We start from the raw sequence: 16,696 nt of genomic DNA, 5'->3' as shown, positions 1-16,696 counted from the left end.
GTCGGTGCCGTGGTTGGCGATCCGGTGCAGGGCCAGGCGCTGGTGGCGCAAAGCGGCAAATGGGGCGGCTGGGCGGTGATGATCACCATGCCGTTGCTGGGGGCGATGGTGGATCGGCTGGGGCCGCGCAAGCCGCTGCTGGCACTGGTGGTGCTGGCCATGGTGGCGATCACCACCAGCCTGTGGTGGGTGAAGCCGGCGGCAGCGGGGGACGGCCTGGGCATCATGTGGGTGGTCTTTGCCGGTGCGGCCATGTCGTGGCTGTTTGCCGCGCATGAAACGCTGCACAACGCGCTGCTGGTGCCGGCGGCTGGCCATGCTGGCGTGGCGCGCGCCAGTGGGCTTGGGCTGGCTGGCGGCAATGCCATGAGCGTGGGCCTGCTATTGCTGGTGCTGCTGGCCTTTGCCTTGCCCGGCACGGTGGATTGGCCGTTCCTGCCAGCCGCGCCGTTGCTGGGGCTGGATCCGGCACTGGGCGAACCCGCCCGCATTGCCGGGCCGATCGTGGGCGCGCTGATGCTGGTGGGCAGTATCCCGCTGTTTCGCGCTGTGCCGGATGCGCCGCGCACCCGCGCCACGCTGGGGGCGGCGTTCGTGGGCGGCGCCAGCGATCTGTGGCGGCTGCTGCGCGATGTGCGCGGCAGTGCCAACCCGCTGCTTTTTCTGCTGGCACGGATGCTCTTCACCGATGGCCTCACCGCGATTTTGCTGTTTGGCGGTGTGTTTGCGTCGGGCACCATGGGCTGGGGCACCTTGCCGATGCTGGGCTATGGCATCGTGCTCAGCTGTGCGGCGGTAATGGGCGGGCTGCTGGCGCCGCGCCTTGATGGCTGGCTGGGCCCGCGCTTTGCGCTGATGCTGGAATTGCTGCTGCTGATCCTTTTGCAGGCGCTGGTGCTTGGGATGGGCCGGGATCGCATCCTGTTCCAGCCCGCATCACCTGCGCCGCTGTGGGATGGGCCGATGTTCACCACCCTGCCCGAACTGGTGTTCCTGGGGCTGGGCTGCGGTCTCGCCATCACCGTCACCTCCGCCTATGCCTCGTCCCGCACCTTGCTCACGCGGCTGGTGCCGCCCGATCGGCTGGGCGCCTATTTCGGGCTTTATGCGTTGTCGGGCGCGGCCACGATGTGGCTGGGGCCATTATTGGTGGAGATCGCCACGCGCGAAGGCGGCACGCAGGCGGCGGGCTTCATTCCGGTGATAGGCCTGCTGGCGGTGGGGCTGATAATATTGTTGTTCGTGAAGGGCGGCGGTGCGTCGAAATGGCAACAAGCACAGGGGGAAACGGGAAATGGCAATGAAAATTGAACTTATGGCGGTGTCAGCTCTGTTGGCCACAGCCGTTTTCGGCGGGCCACTGGCCGCTGCCGAACCGGGCATTGGCGTCTGGGCTGCAGCCGACGATCCTGTTGCTGCAAAGCTGATCGAACTGGAACGGCAGTGGGCCACCCACGCCTGCGTGCCCAACGACGTCCTGCAGACGCTGCTCGCCGAGGATTTCGTGGGCACCAGCCCTGGCGGCGACATCTATACCAAGGCTGAGGGGTGGGCCAAACCCGGGGCGGCGCACTCTGCGCCAAGGGCCCGGGACTGCAAGTTGCTGAGCGCCAAAGTGCGCTATTACGGGCCGGACGTGGCAGTGATCTACGGCAAGGAAAGCGCCATCGAAACTGGCGCTGACGGCAAGGACAAGCCAAGGACCGTGGTGTGGACCGACACCTTGCTGCGGCGAGGTGGCCGATGGCAGATCATTGCCGTGCAGGACATGGTCATGCCGGAAAAGCAGACTGACACAACCGACAAGTGAGGCAGCCTAACCCTCGATTTTCTCGCGGGTATAGGTGCCCCACATCTGGCCGCGCAGGATGTAACCGGATTTGCCGTCCTTGCTCACCCGGCACCAGATATCCTCGCACAGGGTGATGTTGACCACCGCGTTGGGGGCCACCCGCCAGGCGATGCGGCTTTTCATGTCGGGCGCAACATACAGCAGGCGCTGTTGATCGCGCACCAGCCCGGTGCGCCTTCCGGTGAGCAGCGCCTTGTTCATCCAGCCGATGGTGCCATCCGGGTCGCGCACCTGCCGCCAGATCTCATATTCCTTCAATATCTCCATCGGCAGGCCAACGCGCTTGTATTCCCACAGAATGGGAAAGCGTTCGCCCGGGCCGGAGCGCATCATGGCGCTGCCGCCCTTGACCGAGACAAAGCGCGGTTTCGGCAGATCGGTGGTGCCGTCGGCAAACTCTGCCGCGCCAGCGGCGGTGGCGACCACGGCGAGTGCAACAAGAAACAGGAGTTTTGGCGTCTTCTTCATGGGCCTTCCTCTTGACCGTTTGGCCGTTGCCGCGCAAGCCTTGCCACATCGTATCGACCCGGATTTCGGACCTGTTCATGCCCAACAAACCTCGCCCCAAGGTCATCGTCACCCGCCGCCTGCCGCAGGCGGTGGAAACCCGCATGGCTGAACTGTTCGATGTCGAACTGAACCTGACCGATACCGCGATGACGCAAGCGGAGCTGTGCGACGCCGCCCGCCGCTGCGATGTGCTGGTGCCGACCGTAACCGATCATGTTGATGCGGCGGTGTTTGCCGCCGCTGCTGAAGGGGGCCGGCTGAAACTCTGCGCCAATTTCGGCGTGGGTGTCGATCATATCGATCTGCACGCCGCCCACGCGGCCTCGGTGATCGTGACCAACACGCCGGGCGTGCTGACCGAGGACACTGCCGATATGGTGATGGCGCTGATCCTCGCCGTGCCGCGCCGACTGGGTGCCGGTGAAAAACTGGTGCGCGCCGGTGAATGGGCCGGCTGGTCGCCCACGGGCATGCTGGGCCACCGCATCACCGGCAAACGGCTGGGCATCATCGGCATGGGCCGCATCGGCAGCGCCGTGGCCCGCCGCGCCCGCGCCTTTGGCCTGACCGTGCATTATCACAACCGCCACCGCCTGCCGGCCAGCGTGGAAGCCGAGATGGAGGCGACCTGGTGGGCCGATCTGGATGCCATGCTGGCGCGGGTGGACATCATCACCATCAACTGCCCGCACACGCCCGATACGCACCATCTGATCGACGCGCGCCGTTTCGGCCTGATGCAGAAGAGCGCCTATCTGATCAACGCCGCGCGCGGTGAGATCGTCGATGAAAATGCCCTGTCCGAAGCGCTGGCCAGCGGCCAGATTGCCGGCGCGGGGCTGGACGTGTTCGAACATGAACCCGCCGTCGATCCGCGCCTGCTCAAGATGACCAATGTCGTGCTGCTGCCGCACATGGGCAGCGCCACCTTTGAAGGGCGCCAGGCGATGGGCGAAAAGGTGATCGCCAATATCCGGGTGTGGGTGGATGGACACCGGCCGCCAGATATTGTGCTTGAGGGATGGGCCTGACCCCTCCCCTCCCGCAAGCGGTAGGGCCTGCCGGTGATCAAGAAGGTCTAGGCTGCCCACAACCAAGGGAGCCACACCATGAAAGCCATCCGCCTTCGCCACCCCGCCGGCATCGACAATCTGCGCCATGAAGACATGGCCGAACCCGGCGCACCCGGCCCCGGCCAGATCAAGGTGCGGCTGCGCGCGAGCAGCCTGAATTATCATGATTATATCGTCGTGGTGGGCGGCATTCCTACCCCCGATGGCCGCATCCCGATGAGCGATGGCGCCGGCGACGTGCTGGCCGTGGGCGAAGGCGTGACGGAATTCCGCCCCGGCGATATGGTGGTGTCCACCTTCTTCCCGACCTGGCTTGATGGCCGGCCCAACATGGCAGGCTTTGCCGGCGTGCCGGGCGATGGCGCCGATGGCTATGCTGTCGAAGAAGTGATCGCGCCGGCCACCAGCTTTACCCACGCGCCGTTCGGATACAGCCACGCCGAAGCCGCCACCCTCACCTGCGCCGGCCTCACCGCCTGGCGGGCGCTGGTGCCGGAAGGCAATCTGAAGGCCGGCGATGTCGTGTTGGTGCAGGGCACCGGCGGCGTTTCCATCTTTGCGCTGCAATTTGCGAAAGCGATGGGCGCGACCGTGATCGCCACCAGTTCGAGCGACGAAAAACTGGCGCGGCTCCAGGCGATGGGCGCCGATCACCTGATCAACTACAAATCCACCCCCGGCTGGGGTGCCGAAGCCATGAAGCTGACGCAAGGCCGCGGCGTCGATCACATCGTCGAAATCGGCGGCGCCGGCACCATGCCCGAATCGATCATCGCCTGCGCCGTGGGCGGCCATATCAGCCTGATCGGCGTGCTGGCGGGCTTTGCCGGGCCGATCCCCACCGTGCAACTGATGGCCAAACAGATCCGCCTGATCGGCATCACGGTGGGCACAAGGCGCCAACAGCAGGACATGATCCGCGCCATCAACCAGAACGGCATCCGCCCGGTGATCGATACGCACTTCCCGCTGGCCGAACTGGGCGCGGCCTTCCGTCACCAGGAATCGGGCAAGCATTTCGGCAAGATTTGCGTGGATATCTGAAGGGATTGCCTCCGGCGGGGAGGGTCGCAGACCCTGCACACGTTGGTTTTCTGGCAGCCCTAACGCCAAATGCGCAATCCAGCGCCGCAGGCATTGAATAATAGCCTGCGGCGCTATCCTCCCGGCATCAGCAACGGCCAAAAACGAAAGCGGGTGCAGGGGCTCAGCCCCTGCCCGCCGGAGGCATTTCCTTCTCCCGCCCCTGCAACATCCTGTGCACGCGGCGCGAACTGGCCAGCAGAAGGAGTATTCCCCATGCGCTTTGCCCTGCTTGCCCTTGCCGCCAGTCTTGCCGCCCCGGCGCTCGCCGCTGATGTTGCCCACCCCACGGTGATCGAATTGTTCCAAAGCCAGGGCTGTTCGTCTTGCCCGCCGGCCAACGCCAATGTGATGGCGCTGGCGGATCGGCCCGATCTGTTGGTGCTCAGCTTTGGCGTCACCTATTGGGATCAGCTGGGCTGGAAAGACCGCTTTGCCCGGCCCGAATTCACCCGCCGCCAGTATGATTACAAGGATGGCCTGCGCCACGACAATGTGTGGACGCCGCAAACCGTCATCAACGGCCGCGTGGACGTGACCGGCGTGCGCGCTGCTGAATTGGCCCAGGCTGTGAAGGCTGGCGACCGTGGCACGGCTGGCCCCGCCGTCTCCGCCACCAACGCGCGCATCGAGGTCGCAGCCGGCACCGGCGTCGGCGATGTCTGGCTGGTGCGCTACAATCCCAACATCGTGCAGGTGCCGATCAAGGCCGGCGAAAACGGTGGCCGCACGCTGCCGCACCGCAACGTCGTGACCGGGCTGGTGCGCCTCGGCCTGTGGTCAGGCAGCGCTGCTGGGTTTGCGCGGCCCGCGCCGGTGGCTGGGCTGTCAGAGGCGGTGCTGGTGCAGCGGCCGGGCGGTGGCGCTGTGCTGGCGGCGTTGCGGTTGAAGTGAAGATGCCTCCGGCGGGCAGGGGCTGAGCCCCTGCACCCGCTTTCGATTTTGGCCTGTGCTGATGCCGGGAGGATAGCGCCGCAGGCCATTATTCAATGCCTGCGGCGCTCGTTTGCGCCTTTGGAGTGAAGGTTGCCCGAAAACCAACGGGTGCAGGGTCTGCGACCCTGCCCGCCGGAGGCCCTCTTTCCCTTTACCCTCAAGCCCCGGTGAGAATCCGGTCCACGAGCTGCTTCACCGTCGGGATGAAGCGATTCGAATAATAGGGATCGCTGGCGAAGCGGTAGGCGCTGTGGCCGGCGAACGCGAGATTGGCGTCGGGGTCGCCGCCGTGGGCGATATCCTGCAGGGTTTTCTGGATGCAGAAACTGCGCGGATCGGCCAGACGCCCGGTGCTGTTGGTGTCGGTGTCTTTCCAGGCCGAAAAGCCGCAGTGGGACAGGCAGCCCATGCAATCGGCCTGATCCTTGCGGATGGTGCCGCGTTCGGGCGGGGTCACGAACACCAATGTGTTGTCCGGTGTTTTCAGCGCCTCGGTAAAGCCGGCGCCATGCCATTCGCGCGCGTGCAGAAGATCGCCGCCGGTAACGAAATAGCGTTTGGTGCCGACGCCCACATCAAGTGCGAACTGGTGATCGCCGGTGGCCGTGGTGGAAAAGGCGATCTGGCGTTCGCTGCGGGCTTCGAGGCCGCGCAGGTAGGGGTTGCGGATGGCAGAGGAATAGAATCCGGTCGGCGAGAATTTGTGCAGCAGGATGTCGCCCTCGGCCAGATTGAACAGGCGCTGTTTCCACGCATCGGGAATCGGGCTTTCCTGGGTGAGCAGCGGGCGGGTGCCGAATTGGAAGACGATCTGGCCCAGTTCGGGATTGTCGAGCCAGTTGGCCCATTCATCCAGCCGCCAGACGCCGCCAGCCATGATGATCGGCACCGATTCGGGCACGCCCAGTTCGCGCATGGTGGCGCGCAGTTCGGCAACGCGCGGATAGGGATCTTGCGGCACGCGCGGGTCTTCGGCGTTCGAAAGCCCGTTGTGGCCGCCGGCCAGCCACGGATCTTCATACACCACCGCGCCCAACCACTCGGCGGCCTTGGAGTAGGCGCGTTTCCACAGCGCCCGGAAGGCGCGGGCCGAACTGATGATCGGATAATAATGCACGCCATATTGCGCCGCGATTTCGGACAATTTGTAGGGCATGCCGGCGCCGCAGGTGACACCATTGACCAGGCCCTTGGTGCGTTCCAGCACGCCGTGCAGCACACGCTGGGCGCCGCCCATTTCCCACAACACGTTGATGTTGATGCCGCCGATGCCGCGCTTCAGTTCCGGCGCAGCAATGTCATAGGCGCGCTGCACCTGGGCAACGCCGCCTTCGATGGCAAAATCCACCAGTTCTTCATGGCGGTCGCGGCGGGTGGCGGCGCGATAGATCTGCGGGATGATGAGGCCATCAACGTCATAGCTGTCGGCGTTTACGGCAGAGACGGTGCCGACGCCGCCGGCCAGCGCCCAGGCACCTGAAGAGGCATGGTTGGTGGCGGAAACACCCTTGCCGCCTTCCACCAGCGGCCACACTTCGCGGCCACCCATTTTCAGCGTTCTTACACCGGTAAAAATTGCCATAGCTCGCATCACCTCGGCGGGCGCCCCGTGGCCAGCCAACGCCCTCTTGCGGCAATCATACGGCAAAGCGCAAGCAAGCGCACGCAAATGCGCCGAATGGCAGCACTTTGCCCCCCCCCGCTTTGCCCCGGCGCTGTGATCGGGCAAGGGCTTGCCCTATGGCCGAATCAAGCGTTTCCGATCCCACCACCATCCGCCGGCTTTATGGCCGCAGGCAGGGCCACACCTTGCGCCAGGGCCAGGCGGCGCTGTTTGCCGATCTGTTGCCGCGCATCGCGGTGCCCGCCGAAGGGCCGATCACCGCGCCAGCGCTGTTTGGCGATGAGCGCCCGCTGTGGCTGGAAATCGGCTTTGGCCGCGGCGAGCACATGGCCGGGCAAGCCGCGATGCACCCGGATGTGGGGCTGATCGGCGCCGAACCCTTTGTGGATGGCGTGGTTGGCGCGCTGATCGCGGTGCGCGACGGCGGCATCGCCAACGTGCGTATCTATCACGGCGATGCGCTGGATGTGCTGGATCGGCTGCCCGAAGCCAGCATCGATCGGCTGTTCCTGCTTCACCCCGATCCCTGGCCCAAGGCCCGCCATGCCAAGCGCCGTTTCATGAATCCCGGCCCGATCGCCGCCATCGCCCGCGTGCTGAAACCGGGCGGCGAATTCCGTTTTGGCACTGATCACCCGGTCTATTGCCGTTGGGCGCTGATGCAGATGGGCAAGCGCAGCGATTTCCGCTGGTTGGGCGACACGGCGGCGGATTTTCTGACCCGCCCCGCCGATTGGCCGCAAACGCGTTATGAAACCAAGGCGCGCCGGCTGGGCCACGAGGTGTGGTATTTCCGCTGGCAGCGTCTGTGAGCCTGGCTGTGACGCAAGCGACCATTGACCACGCCGCGTCAAATCGCCTAGGCCGGCGAGGTGAGCCAATATCTCGAATTTGAAAAGCCGATTGCCCAGATCGCCCAGCGTGCGACCGATTATCGTGCGGCCGGGGATGAGGCCGGTGCCCGCCACGCCGAAGGCGCCGCGCGCCGATTGCTGGCCGAAACCTATGCCAAGCTGACGCCGTGGCAGAAGACGCTGGTCGCCCGTCACCCGGTGCGCCCGCATTTTTCCGATATCGCCAAATCGCTGGTGGAAAATTTCACGCCGCTGGCCGGTGATCGGGCCTATGGCGAGGATCTGGCCATTCTGGGCGGGCTGGGCAAACTGCGCGGGCTGAACGTGCCTGTGATGCTGATCGGCCATGAAAAGGGCAACGACACCGCATCCCGGGTGAAGCATAATTTCGGCATGGGCCGGCCCGAAGGCTATCGCAAGGCCGCCCGGCTGGTGGAACTGGCGGCCCGCTTCAATGTGCCGGTGATCACTTTGGTCGATAGCGCTGGTGCCTATCCGGGCGTGGACGGCGAAGCGCGCGGCCAGGCCGAAGCCATTGCGCGGGCCACCGCCGCCTTCCTGGGCGCGCCGGTGCCGATCATCACCGCCATCACCGGTGAAGGCATGTCGGGCGGCGCCATCGGCATCGCCGCGGCGGACCGGGTCATCATGTTCGAACATGCGGTTTATGCAGTGATTTCGCCGGAAGGCTGCGCCTCCATCCTGTGGCGCAACGCCGAAAAGCAGGCCAATCGCGCCGCTGATGCGGCCGAAGCGATGAAGGTGACGGCGGCCGACTGCAAGGCGCTGGGCGTGATCGACACTATCGTTTCAGAGCCGCTGGGCGGCGCACACCGCGACCCGGCGGCAGCGATTGCGTCGCTGTCGATGGCGATTGCCAGCGAATTGCAGCCGCTGCTGGCGCTGTCGCCTTCGGCGCTGGTGAAGGCGCGGCGCGCCAAATATCTGGCGATGGGCCGGACTCTGTAAGCGGACTTGACGGCTGGCCTCTGGCTGGCAGTTCGGGCTATGCTGGGCGCATGAAAACCCTGATGCGCTCCCTTGCCCTGTCTGTCCTGCTGGCGGGCCCGACGCTGGCGCAGGCCCCGCCCGGCCTGACGGAAAGCGAGCGCAAATCCGGCGCCGACGCGCATCCGCAGATCCTGCAGCAATTTGGCGGCGCCATGAGCGGGCCGGTGGCGGATTATGTGCGCAGTGTCGGCCAGAAAATTGCCGTGCAATCGGGCGGCGGCGCGCGGGCGACGGATTATACGGTCAGCCTGTTGAATTCCAATGTAAACAACGCCTTCGCCATCCCCGGCGGCTATGTCTATATCACCCGGCAGCTGCTGGCGCTGATGAATGACGAGGCGGAACTTGCCTTTGTGATGGGCCATGAAGTGGGGCACGTCGCTGCTCGCCACGGCCAGAAACGCCAGAACCGCGCTGCCCTGTCCAACGTGCTGGCCGGCATCGCCGGGGCGCTCACCGGTTCTGATCTGATCGGGCGCGGCGCGGGCGTGGTCGCCGGGCTGACCACTTTGGGTTACAGCCGCGAACAGGAACGCGAGGCCGACAGCCTGGGTGTGCGCTATCTGGCCAGCGCCGGTTATGACCCCAATGCCGGCACCGACAGCCTGGCAGCGCTGGGCGCGCAGACGGCGCTGGAGGCGCGGCTGAAGGGCCAGGGCGGCGCCGAACCGTCGAAATGGCTTTCCACCCATCCGCCCAGCGGTGAACGTGTGGCGCGGATGGACAAGGAAGCGCGGGCAGTGGCAGCCAGATCAGCGGGCCGCACGCTCAACCGCGATGCCTTTCTGAATGCCATCGACGGCATGATTTATGATGATGATCCGGCCGAAGGCGTGGTGGTGGGCAATGGTTTTCGCCATGGCGGGCTGGCGCTGGCGCTGGATGCGCCTCAGGGTTTTGCCATCGCCAACAGCCCGCAAGCTGTTACCGGCAGCGGGCCGGGCAATCGGAAGTTTGACATGCGCGCCGCCGATGCGCGCACGGCTGACCTGAACGCCATTGCCGGCGCGCGCTGGCAGCAATTGGGGGTTGCCGCCCAGCCGATGCGCGCCACCCGAATCAACGGGGTTGAAGCGCTGGAAGGCAGCATCCAGGCCCGGTCACAGTCCGGCGCGGTCGAAGCCATGATGACGGTCTATCGCTGGTCGCCGCAGCTGGCGCTGACGCTGGTGAGCATCGCGCCGCAGGGCCAGATCGCCAGTCTGGCGCCGGTTGCGGCCAGCGTGCGCAAATTGTCGCCGCAGGAAATCGCCGGCATTCGCAGCCGCCGCGTGGCTGTGGTGCGGGTGGGGCCAAAGGACACGCTGCAGGGCCTTGCCGACCGCATGGCCTATGGCGACGACAAGCTGGCGCGTTTCCTGACCCTCAATCAGCTGGCGGCCAATGCCACGCTGAAAATCGGCGACCGTGTGAAGCTGGTCACGCTGCGCTGATGAAGATCATTCATGTGGTGGCCGCCGCCCTGGTGGATGGCGATGGCCGCGTGTTGCTGGCCCAGCGCCCGGAAGGCAAGTCGCTGGCGGGCCTGTGGGAATTTCCCGGCGGCAAGCTGGAGCCGGGCGAATCACCGGAAGCCGCGCTGGTGCGTGAGCTGGACGAAGAACTGGGCATCGTGGTGGCAGGGCTGGAACCCTTCACCTTCGTCAGCTTTGGCTATCCGGATTTCCATCTCGTCATGCTGCTGTACTGGTGCCGGCGCTGGACGGGCGAACCGCATGGCCGCGATGGCCAGGCGCTGCGCTGGGAACGGCCGGGCGCCATGGTGGGGCTGCAGATGCCGCCGGCCGATGTGCCATTGGTTGATGCTTTGGTGGCCGCAATCGGCCAATGAGCCTGCCACCATGGTTGCACGTGTGTGACAGGGCGGCTATGGCCGGCCAAACCCGTCAGCCCACCCTCTACAATCAGGCGCGCGCCACATGAAGATTCTGGCCGGCAACGGCAATCCCGAACTGGCTCAGGCGATTGCCGCCTACCTCGAAATCCCGCTGACCAAGGCGGCGGTGCGGCGCTTTGCCGACGAAGAGATTTTCGTGGAAATCCACGAGAATGTGCGCGGCGAAGATGTGTTTGTGGTGCAACCCACCGCGGCCCCGGCCAACGACAACCTGCTGGAATTGCTGATCTGCATCGATGCGCTGAAGCGGGCTTCGGCCAAACGCATCACGGCGGTGGTGCCCTATTTCGGTTATGCCCGTCAGGATCGCAAATCCGGTTCGCGCACACCGATTTCGGCCAAGTTGGTTGCCAATCTGATCACCACTGCCGGCGCCGACCGCGTGCTTTGCCTTGATCTGCATGCCGGCCAGATCCAGGGCTTTTTCGATATCCCGACCGACAATCTGTTTGCCGCCCCGGTGATGGCCGCCGATATTTCGGCGCGCATGGGGATGGAAAATCTGATGGTGGTCTCTCCCGATGTGGGCGGTGTGGTGCGCGCCCGCGCACTGGCCAAACGGCTGGGCAACGCCCCGCTGGCCATCGTCGACAAGCGCCGCGAACGGCCGGGCGAATCCGAAGTGATGAACATCATCGGCGATGTGCGCGGCCGCCGCTGCATCCTGATCGATGACATCGTCGATTCGGCCGGCACGCTGTGCAACGCCGCCGCCGCCCTGCTCGAAGCCGGCGCGCAGAGCGCAACGGCCTATGTCAGCCACGGCGTGCTGTCGGGCGGCGCCGTGGCGCGGGTCGATGGGTCACTGTTGTCGGAACTGGTGGTCACCGATTCGATCGCCAGCACGGCAGCGGTGCAGGCCGCGAAAAAAGTGCGGCGCATCACCATCGCACCGCTGCTTGCCGAAGCCATGCGGCGCACGGCGGAAGAAACCTCGGTCAGCAGCCTGTTTGATTGAAGGCCGCGACGGTGCTTCAGTCGCCCGTCGAGCGGTTGATCACCGTGCCATCGGGTTTGTAGACCTTCTCCGGCGTCACATACTCGCCCTTGGCGGTGCAGATGCCGCCCGGATCCTTTGCGCGCATCTTGGCGCAGAATTCGGTGTCGGGCTTGGGCTGCGCCTGGGCGTTGGCCGGGGCCAGCACAAGGGCGCTGCTCATCACGAGCGAGAGAGCGGCGACGGAGAAGAAGATGCGGTTCATATTCTTCTGATACAGGGGAATGGCTTGCGCCGCCATGAACAACATCGCTAATCCAGTGCGGTGTCTCCAACCGCTTTCCCTCCGCCGCAAGCTCGGCTGCTGCTCGACAGTGCGGCGCTGATCGCCAACTGGCAGGATTTCGCCCGTGCCGTGGGCGCCGCCGATTGCGGGGCGGCCATCAAGGCCGATGGCTATGGCCTGGGCGCGCGCGAAGCCATGGCGCGGCTGGCGGCGGCGGGGTGCCGAACATTCTATGTGGCGCACTGGCAGGAAGTGCCGGCGCTGTTGCCGCTGCCTGCAGGCGTGACCCTGTCTGTCCTGCACGGCGTGACCGCCGATGAACTGCCGGCCGCGCTCGCCCTGCCCGCGCTTCCGGTGCTGGTGACGGCGGCCCAAGTGGCGCTGTGGCGGCAGACTGGGCGGCCCTGCGAAGTGATGGTGGACAGCGGCATGAACCGGCTGGGCCTGGCGCCGTCGGAAACCGCCGATGTGTTGGCCGGAATGAACGTGGCGGTGCTGCACAGCCATCTGGCCTGTGCCGACAATCCGGCGCACCCCTTGAACGAGCGCCAGCGCGCCTGTTTTGCCGAAGTGGCGGCGCGTGTGCCGGCGGGTGCCTATGCCTTGGCCAACAGCGCCGGCATCGCGCTGGGCGCGGCCTTTCATCTCGATCTGGTGCGCCCGGGCATCGGCCTGTTCGGCGGCGGCTTGATGCCGAATGGCCGCGTGTCACGCCCCGTAGCCCGCATTCAGGCGCGTATCATCCAATTGCGCGATGTGCCGGCCGGCGGCACCGTGGGCTATGCCGCAGCCTTCGCCGCCACACGGCCCAGCCGCATTGCCACCGTGGCGCTGGGTTATGCCGATGGCTATGCGCGCGGGCTTTCAGGGGTAGGTTTTGCCGAAGTGGCCGGCGTACGCTGCCCGGCGGCGGGTCGCATTTCGATGGATCTTTCGGCCTTTGATGTCACCGATGCGCCGGCACTGGCCGAAGGCGACTGGATTGATATCCCGTTCGACCCCGAAACCATGGCGACGCTGGCAGGGCGTACCAGCTATGAATTGCTGGTGGCGCTGGGCCAACGTTTTGATCGGGTGTGGGCATGATCGCCGTGCTGATCGCCATTGGTACGCCCGTGCTTGCGGCATTTGTCGCCATCGGCCGGTTGACGCGCTTTGCCGTCACCGCGCTTACCCGGATGCTGCAGCCGCCCTGGTATCCGGCGCAACTGGCGCAACAGATGCTGGTGATTGGCTGGCTGTCGCTGCCGGTCGTTGGCCTTACCGCGTTGTTCACCGGCTCTGCACTGGCGCAGCAGATCTTCATCGGCGGCAGCCGCTTCAACGCCGCATCGACTGTGCCGGCTGTGACCGTGATTGGCGTCGTGCGCGAACTGGGGCCGGTGTTAGGCGGCTTGATGGTGGCCGGCCGCGTTGCCAGCGCCATGGCGGCGGAACTGGGCACAATGCGGGTGACCGAGCAGATCGACGCGCTGGTGACGCTGCGCACCGATCCGTTCCGCTGGCTGGTGGGGCCACGCATCCTCGCCGCCGTGCTGGTGATGCCGTTCTTGGTGCTGGTGTCGAACGCGCTGGGCGTGATGGGCGGCTGGCTGCTGGCCACCCAGCGGCTGGGCTTCAACAGCGCGCAATATCTGGCGACAACGCAGCGCTATCTTGAGGTCGACGACGTGGTGTCCAGCCTGGTGAAAGCCGGCGTGTTCGGCTTCTTCATCGCGCTGATGGGCTGTTATCACGGCTATCACAGCGGCGGCGGCGCGGCCGGTGTCGGGCGGGCGACCACCAATGCGGTGGTCTCCAGCTTCATCCTCATCCTGTTGTCCAACCTGATCATCACCGTGATCGTGTTCGGTTCATGATCCCGCGGATCGAACTTTCGGGCGTGTCGAAACGCTTTGGCAGCCGGCAGGTGCTCGATGGCCTGTCGGTCAGCGTGATGCCGGGCGAAAGTCTGGTCATCATCGGCGGATCAGGCACCGGCAAATCCGTCACGCTGAAATGCATCCTGGGCCTGATTCCCATCGATGCGGGCTCGATTCTGGTGGACGGGCAGGAAGTCGCCGGGCTGAAGGGTGCCGCGCTCGACGCGCACCGCACCCGCTTTGGCATGTTGTTTCAGGGCGGTGCGCTGTTTGATTCGCTGCCCGTGTGGCGCAACATCAGCTTTGCTCTGCCCGGCAGCGCGGCCGATCGCCGGGCGGCGGCCATCGACAATCTGGCGCGGGTCGGCCTTGGCGCCGAGGTTGCCGATCTGCGGCCGGCCGAACTGTCGGGCGGGATGCAGAAACGGGTGGCGCTGGCCCGGGCCATTGCGGTGCGGCCGCCGATCATCTTTTTCGATGAGCCGACAACGGGCCTCGACCCGATTACGGCGGCGGTGATCAACAAACTGATCCGCACATTGGTTACGGATTTGAAAATCACCGCGCTTGCGATTACGCACGATATGGCGAGTGTGCGTTTGATCGCCGACAGGGTTGCCATGCTGCACGCAGGAAAGATCATCTGGAACGGGCCATTGAGCAGCCTTGATGGCTGTGACAATCCCTACGTGCGCCAATTCATTCATGGCAGCACCGAAGGCCCGATCAAGATGCCGGGGGTTCGGCAATGAACCGGCCTGTTCAAGCGCTTACCGCCGGTTCGGCCGAGCTTTCGGCGCTGCTGTTGCGCGTGGCTGATGGCGATACCGCAGCCTTCCAGACATTTTATGATCGCACCAGTGCAAAACTATTTGGCGTGATCCTGCGTATATTGAATGAACGGCAGGAATCCGAAGACGTGTTGCAGGATGTGTATCTCAGTATCTGGCGCAAGGCGGCGACCTTTGATCCTTCAAAGGCCAGCCCGATCACCTGGGCCGCCACCATCGCGCGCAACCGCGCGATCGACCGGCTGCGCGCCCGGCCGCCGCGTGCTCATGTGCCGGTGGAAGCGGCCTTCGATCTGGCCGACGACGGCCCGGCGCAGGATGCCGGCCTGCTGCACGGTGATGATGTGCGCCGGCTGACGACGGCTTTGGCCAGCCTCGAACCGCGCCATGCCGCCGCCATCCGCGCCTGCTATTTCGACGGCGTCACCTATGACGAACTGGCGACACGCGAACAGGTGCCGGTCGGCACGCTGAAAAGCTGGGTGCGGCGCGGCCTGATCCGCATGCGCGGCGCACTGGAAGGGAGCGAGGCATGAGCCAGAGTCCTGAACAGAACGGCCTTGATGGGCTGACCGAGATGGAAGCGCTGGCCATGGATTATGCGCTGGGTGGCGGCAGCCGTGCCGAGCGCAAGGCGGCTGAATTGCGCAGCTTGAGCGACCATGATTTCCGCGCCGCCGTCGAACGCTGGCAGTTGCTGCTGTCGCCGCTGGACGACACCACGCCGGGCATCGCGCCGCCGCCGTCGGTTTGGGCCGCCATTGCCGCCGACGTGACGCCGCAGCCGCGCCGCGCCGCCGCACCGGCACAACTGGCGAGCGGGCGGGCCGGTTGGTGGGACAATCTCAATCTGTGGCGCATCCTGGGCCTTGGCGGCCCGGTGCTGGCCGCTGTCTCGGTGGCGCTGCTGGTGCAGCCGGGCAGCACTGGCCCGGCGGTTCCGGCCATCGTGGCCGGTGGCCCGGCGCTGGTGGCAACCCTGGCGGATGCCGAAGGCCGGCCGTTGATGGCCGCTGCCTATGATCCAGCCAGCGGCCAGGTGCGTTTTGCGCCGGTAGCGGGGGGCAGCGATGCCGCCACCGGCAAGGTGCCGGAACTGTGGGTGATCGAAGGCCAGAACCCGCCGCGCTCGCTGGGCGTCATCGATATCGCTGCCGGTCGCAGCCAGGCCATCCCGCGTGAGCGGCTGGCTGGCCTGAAGCCCGGCGCGATTCTGGCGATTTCCATCGAACCCACCGGCGGCTCCCCCACGGGCACCCCCACCGGTCCGGTGATTGCCACGGGCAAATTGGCAGCGGCCTGAACTTTGGTCCATTTCGTCGCAGCGGCACTGGTATCCGCAACCCTGTCACCCATCTCGCGTAATTGCAGGCACCCGCCTATTCCGGCGGGGCCTGATAAAGAGATGGAGAATCTCATGCGTTCCACCAATGCCCTGCGCGCCGCGCTTTTTGCCGTTGCCGCGGCCGGCCTTTCCCCCATGGCCAGCGCACAGCCGATCGTGGGCGGTGCCCCGATGCTGCCCACCAAGGATATCATCGATAATGCCGTGAATTCGGCCGATCACACCACGCTGGTCGCCGCCGTGAAGGCCGCTGGCCTGGTCGCCACGCTGAAGAGCGCCGGCCCGTTCACCGTGTTCGCCCCCACCAACGCCGCCTTTGCCAAGCTGCCGGCCGGCACGGTGGAAAATCTGCTGAAGCCGGAAAACAAGGGCACGCTCACCGCTGTGCTGACTTATCACGTGGTCCCGGGCAAGTTCACCGCGGCCGATGTGGTCAAGGCCATCAAGGCCGGCGGCGGCAAGGCCGAATTGACCACCGTGCAGGGCGGCAAGCTGACCGCCTCGATGATGGGCAATCTGGTGATGTTGCGCGATGCCAAGGGCGGCATGAGCCACGTGCGCCAGGCCGATGTGATGCAGTCCAACGGCGTCATTCACGTAATTGACGCGGTTGTTCTGCCATAAGCTGATTTGTG

19 protein-coding genes are annotated in these 16,696 nt (G+C 65.6%); 16 read left to right on the top strand and 3 right to left on the bottom strand.

Features of this window, described 5'->3' with window-relative positions; all coding sequences use genetic code 11:
• Together RMO81_RS05330 and RMO81_RS05325 are read left to right on the top strand one after the other, a co-directional pair.
• On the top strand, positions 1 to 1,311 hold a 1,311-nt coding region (locus RMO81_RS05330; protein WP_310474724.1), incomplete at its 5' end, for an MFS transporter.
• Complete coding sequence (locus RMO81_RS05325) at positions 1,301 to 1,810, top strand: nuclear transport factor 2 family protein (protein WP_310474723.1); 510 nt, start codon at positions 1,301 to 1,303, stop codon at positions 1,808 to 1,810. The genes RMO81_RS05330 and RMO81_RS05325, both read left to right, overlap by 11 nt.
• Positions 1,811 to 1,816: 6 nt before the next feature.
• Here the strand turns inward: RMO81_RS05325 and RMO81_RS05320 are convergent, their stop codons facing one another.
• Positions 1,817 to 2,320, bottom strand: a complete 504-nt coding sequence (locus RMO81_RS05320) for an SH3 domain-containing protein (RefSeq protein WP_310474722.1) — start codon at positions 2,318 to 2,320, stop codon at positions 1,817 to 1,819.
• A 77-nt stretch (positions 2,321 to 2,397) separates the two neighbouring features.
• On the opposite strand from RMO81_RS05320, the gene RMO81_RS05315 reads away from it, so the two are divergent.
• The 3 genes from RMO81_RS05315 (at position 2,398) to RMO81_RS05305 (ending at position 5,412) form a co-directional block, all read left to right on the top strand.
• Positions 2,398 to 3,393: a D-glycerate dehydrogenase gene (locus RMO81_RS05315; protein WP_310474721.1), complete on the top strand. Its 996-nt coding sequence runs from the start codon at positions 2,398 to 2,400 to the stop codon at positions 3,391 to 3,393.
• A gap of 78 nt (positions 3,394 to 3,471) precedes the next feature.
• Positions 3,472 to 4,479: an NAD(P)-dependent alcohol dehydrogenase gene (locus RMO81_RS05310; RefSeq protein ID WP_310474720.1), complete on the top strand. Its 1,008-nt coding sequence runs from the start codon at positions 3,472 to 3,474 to the stop codon at positions 4,477 to 4,479.
• A 255-nt stretch (positions 4,480 to 4,734) separates the two neighbouring features.
• Positions 4,735 to 5,412 (top strand): DUF1223 domain-containing protein, encoded by a 678-nt coding sequence (locus tag RMO81_RS05305; protein ID WP_310474719.1) that lies wholly within the window; start codon positions 4,735 to 4,737, stop codon positions 5,410 to 5,412.
• A 199-nt stretch (positions 5,413 to 5,611) separates the two neighbouring features.
• Here the strand turns inward: RMO81_RS05305 and RMO81_RS05300 are convergent, their stop codons facing one another.
• On the bottom strand, positions 5,612 to 7,036 hold the full coding sequence (locus tag RMO81_RS05300; protein ID WP_310474718.1) for a nitronate monooxygenase: 1,425 nt from the start codon (positions 7,034 to 7,036) through the stop codon (positions 5,612 to 5,614).
• Positions 7,037 to 7,194: 158 nt separating this feature from the next.
• On the opposite strand from RMO81_RS05300, the gene trmB reads away from it, so the two are divergent.
• From trmB to RMO81_RS05275, 5 genes are all read left to right on the top strand, one after another.
• Complete coding sequence (gene trmB / locus RMO81_RS05295) at positions 7,195 to 7,890, top strand: tRNA (guanosine(46)-N7)-methyltransferase TrmB (RefSeq protein WP_310474717.1); 696 nt, start codon at positions 7,195 to 7,197, stop codon at positions 7,888 to 7,890.
• A gap of 60 nt (positions 7,891 to 7,950) precedes the next feature.
• Positions 7,951 to 8,901 carry an acetyl-CoA carboxylase carboxyltransferase subunit alpha gene (locus RMO81_RS05290; RefSeq protein WP_310474716.1) on the top strand — a complete coding sequence of 317 codons (951 nt, stop codon included), beginning with the start codon at positions 7,951 to 7,953 and terminating at the stop codon, positions 8,899 to 8,901.
• Positions 8,902 to 8,963: 62 nt separating this feature from the next.
• On the top strand, positions 8,964 to 10,376 hold the full coding sequence (locus tag RMO81_RS05285) for a M48 family metalloprotease (protein WP_310474715.1): 1,413 nt from the start codon (positions 8,964 to 8,966) through the stop codon (positions 10,374 to 10,376).
• Entirely contained in the window at positions 10,376 to 10,774 is a 399-nt protein-coding gene (gene mutT, locus RMO81_RS05280) for an 8-oxo-dGTP diphosphatase MutT (protein ID WP_310474714.1), read from the top strand. The genes RMO81_RS05285 and mutT overlap by 1 nt, the downstream gene beginning before the upstream one ends.
• A gap of 88 nt (positions 10,775 to 10,862) precedes the next feature.
• Positions 10,863 to 11,798 (top strand): ribose-phosphate pyrophosphokinase, encoded by a 936-nt coding sequence (locus RMO81_RS05275; protein WP_310474713.1) that lies wholly within the window; start codon positions 10,863 to 10,865, stop codon positions 11,796 to 11,798.
• Between the two features lie 16 nt (positions 11,799 to 11,814).
• Here the strand turns inward: RMO81_RS05275 and RMO81_RS05270 are convergent, their stop codons facing one another.
• Positions 11,815 to 12,042 (bottom strand): hypothetical protein, encoded by a 228-nt coding sequence (locus RMO81_RS05270; protein ID WP_310474712.1) that lies wholly within the window; start codon positions 12,040 to 12,042, stop codon positions 11,815 to 11,817.
• Between the two features lie 60 nt (positions 12,043 to 12,102).
• Between RMO81_RS05270 and RMO81_RS05265 the strand changes: the two genes are divergently transcribed.
• The 6 genes from RMO81_RS05265 to RMO81_RS05240 all read left to right on the top strand — a co-directional run bounded on the left by RMO81_RS05265 (position 12,103) and on the right by RMO81_RS05240 (position 16,685).
• Positions 12,103 to 13,149, top strand: coding sequence for an alanine racemase (locus RMO81_RS05265; protein ID WP_310474711.1), 1,047 nt, complete (start codon positions 12,103 to 12,105; stop codon positions 13,147 to 13,149).
• On the top strand, positions 13,146 to 13,922 hold the full coding sequence (locus RMO81_RS05260) for an ABC transporter permease (RefSeq protein ID WP_310474710.1): 777 nt from the start codon (positions 13,146 to 13,148) through the stop codon (positions 13,920 to 13,922). Before RMO81_RS05265 ends, RMO81_RS05260 begins: the two co-directional genes overlap by 4 nt.
• On the top strand, positions 13,919 to 14,677 hold the full coding sequence (locus RMO81_RS05255; RefSeq protein WP_310474709.1) for an ATP-binding cassette domain-containing protein: 759 nt from the start codon (positions 13,919 to 13,921) through the stop codon (positions 14,675 to 14,677). Before RMO81_RS05260 ends, RMO81_RS05255 begins: the two co-directional genes overlap by 4 nt.
• Entirely contained in the window at positions 14,674 to 15,252 is a 579-nt protein-coding gene (locus RMO81_RS05250) for a sigma-70 family RNA polymerase sigma factor (RefSeq protein ID WP_310474708.1), read from the top strand. The genes RMO81_RS05255 and RMO81_RS05250 overlap by 4 nt, the downstream gene beginning before the upstream one ends.
• Complete coding sequence (locus RMO81_RS05245) at positions 15,249 to 16,019, top strand: anti-sigma factor domain-containing protein (RefSeq protein WP_310474707.1); 771 nt, start codon at positions 15,249 to 15,251, stop codon at positions 16,017 to 16,019. Before RMO81_RS05250 ends, RMO81_RS05245 begins: the two co-directional genes overlap by 4 nt.
• A gap of 114 nt (positions 16,020 to 16,133) precedes the next feature.
• Complete coding sequence (locus RMO81_RS05240; RefSeq protein WP_409049583.1) at positions 16,134 to 16,685, top strand: fasciclin domain-containing protein; 552 nt, start codon at positions 16,134 to 16,136, stop codon at positions 16,683 to 16,685.
• Positions 16,686 to 16,696 lie beyond the last annotated feature (11 nt).

This window comes from Sandarakinorhabdus sp., assembly GCF_031422795.1.
In the GTDB taxonomy this organism is placed as follows: domain Bacteria; phylum Pseudomonadota; class Alphaproteobacteria; order Sphingomonadales; family Sphingomonadaceae; genus Sandarakinorhabdus.
This window is presented reverse-complemented; position numbering and strand designations above follow the sequence as displayed.

What these genes read in the sequence shown, in the direction of transcription:
- RMO81_RS05325 (WP_310474723.1), top strand. Translation starts at nt 1,301, where the DNA reads ATGAAAATTGAACTTATGGCGGTGTCAGCTCTGTTGGCCACAGCCGTT.
- RMO81_RS05320 (WP_310474722.1), bottom strand. Translation starts at nt 2,320, where the DNA reads ATGAAGAAGACGCCAAAACTCCTGTTTCTTGTTGCACTCGCCGTGGTC.
- RMO81_RS05315 (WP_310474721.1), top strand. Translation starts at nt 2,398, where the DNA reads ATGCCCAACAAACCTCGCCCCAAGGTCATCGTCACCCGCCGCCTGCCG.
- RMO81_RS05310 (WP_310474720.1), top strand. Translation starts at nt 3,472, where the DNA reads ATGAAAGCCATCCGCCTTCGCCACCCCGCCGGCATCGACAATCTGCGC.
- RMO81_RS05305 (WP_310474719.1), top strand. Translation starts at nt 4,735, where the DNA reads ATGCGCTTTGCCCTGCTTGCCCTTGCCGCCAGTCTTGCCGCCCCGGCG.
- RMO81_RS05300 (WP_310474718.1), bottom strand. Translation starts at nt 7,036, where the DNA reads ATGGCAATTTTTACCGGTGTAAGAACGCTGAAAATGGGTGGCCGCGAA.
- trmB (WP_310474717.1), top strand. Translation starts at nt 7,195, where the DNA reads ATGGCCGAATCAAGCGTTTCCGATCCCACCACCATCCGCCGGCTTTAT.
- RMO81_RS05285 (WP_310474715.1), top strand. Translation starts at nt 8,964, where the DNA reads ATGCGCTCCCTTGCCCTGTCTGTCCTGCTGGCGGGCCCGACGCTGGCG.
- mutT (WP_310474714.1), top strand. Translation starts at nt 10,376, where the DNA reads ATGAAGATCATTCATGTGGTGGCCGCCGCCCTGGTGGATGGCGATGGC.
- RMO81_RS05275 (WP_310474713.1), top strand. Translation starts at nt 10,863, where the DNA reads ATGAAGATTCTGGCCGGCAACGGCAATCCCGAACTGGCTCAGGCGATT.
- RMO81_RS05270 (WP_310474712.1), bottom strand. Translation starts at nt 12,042, where the DNA reads ATGAACCGCATCTTCTTCTCCGTCGCCGCTCTCTCGCTCGTGATGAGC.
- RMO81_RS05260 (WP_310474710.1), top strand. Translation starts at nt 13,146, where the DNA reads ATGATCGCCGTGCTGATCGCCATTGGTACGCCCGTGCTTGCGGCATTT.
- RMO81_RS05255 (WP_310474709.1), top strand. Translation starts at nt 13,919, where the DNA reads ATGATCCCGCGGATCGAACTTTCGGGCGTGTCGAAACGCTTTGGCAGC.
- RMO81_RS05250 (WP_310474708.1), top strand. Translation starts at nt 14,674, where the DNA reads ATGAACCGGCCTGTTCAAGCGCTTACCGCCGGTTCGGCCGAGCTTTCG.
- RMO81_RS05245 (WP_310474707.1), top strand. Translation starts at nt 15,249, where the DNA reads ATGAGCCAGAGTCCTGAACAGAACGGCCTTGATGGGCTGACCGAGATG.
- RMO81_RS05240 (WP_409049583.1), top strand. Translation starts at nt 16,134, where the DNA reads ATGCGTTCCACCAATGCCCTGCGCGCCGCGCTTTTTGCCGTTGCCGCG.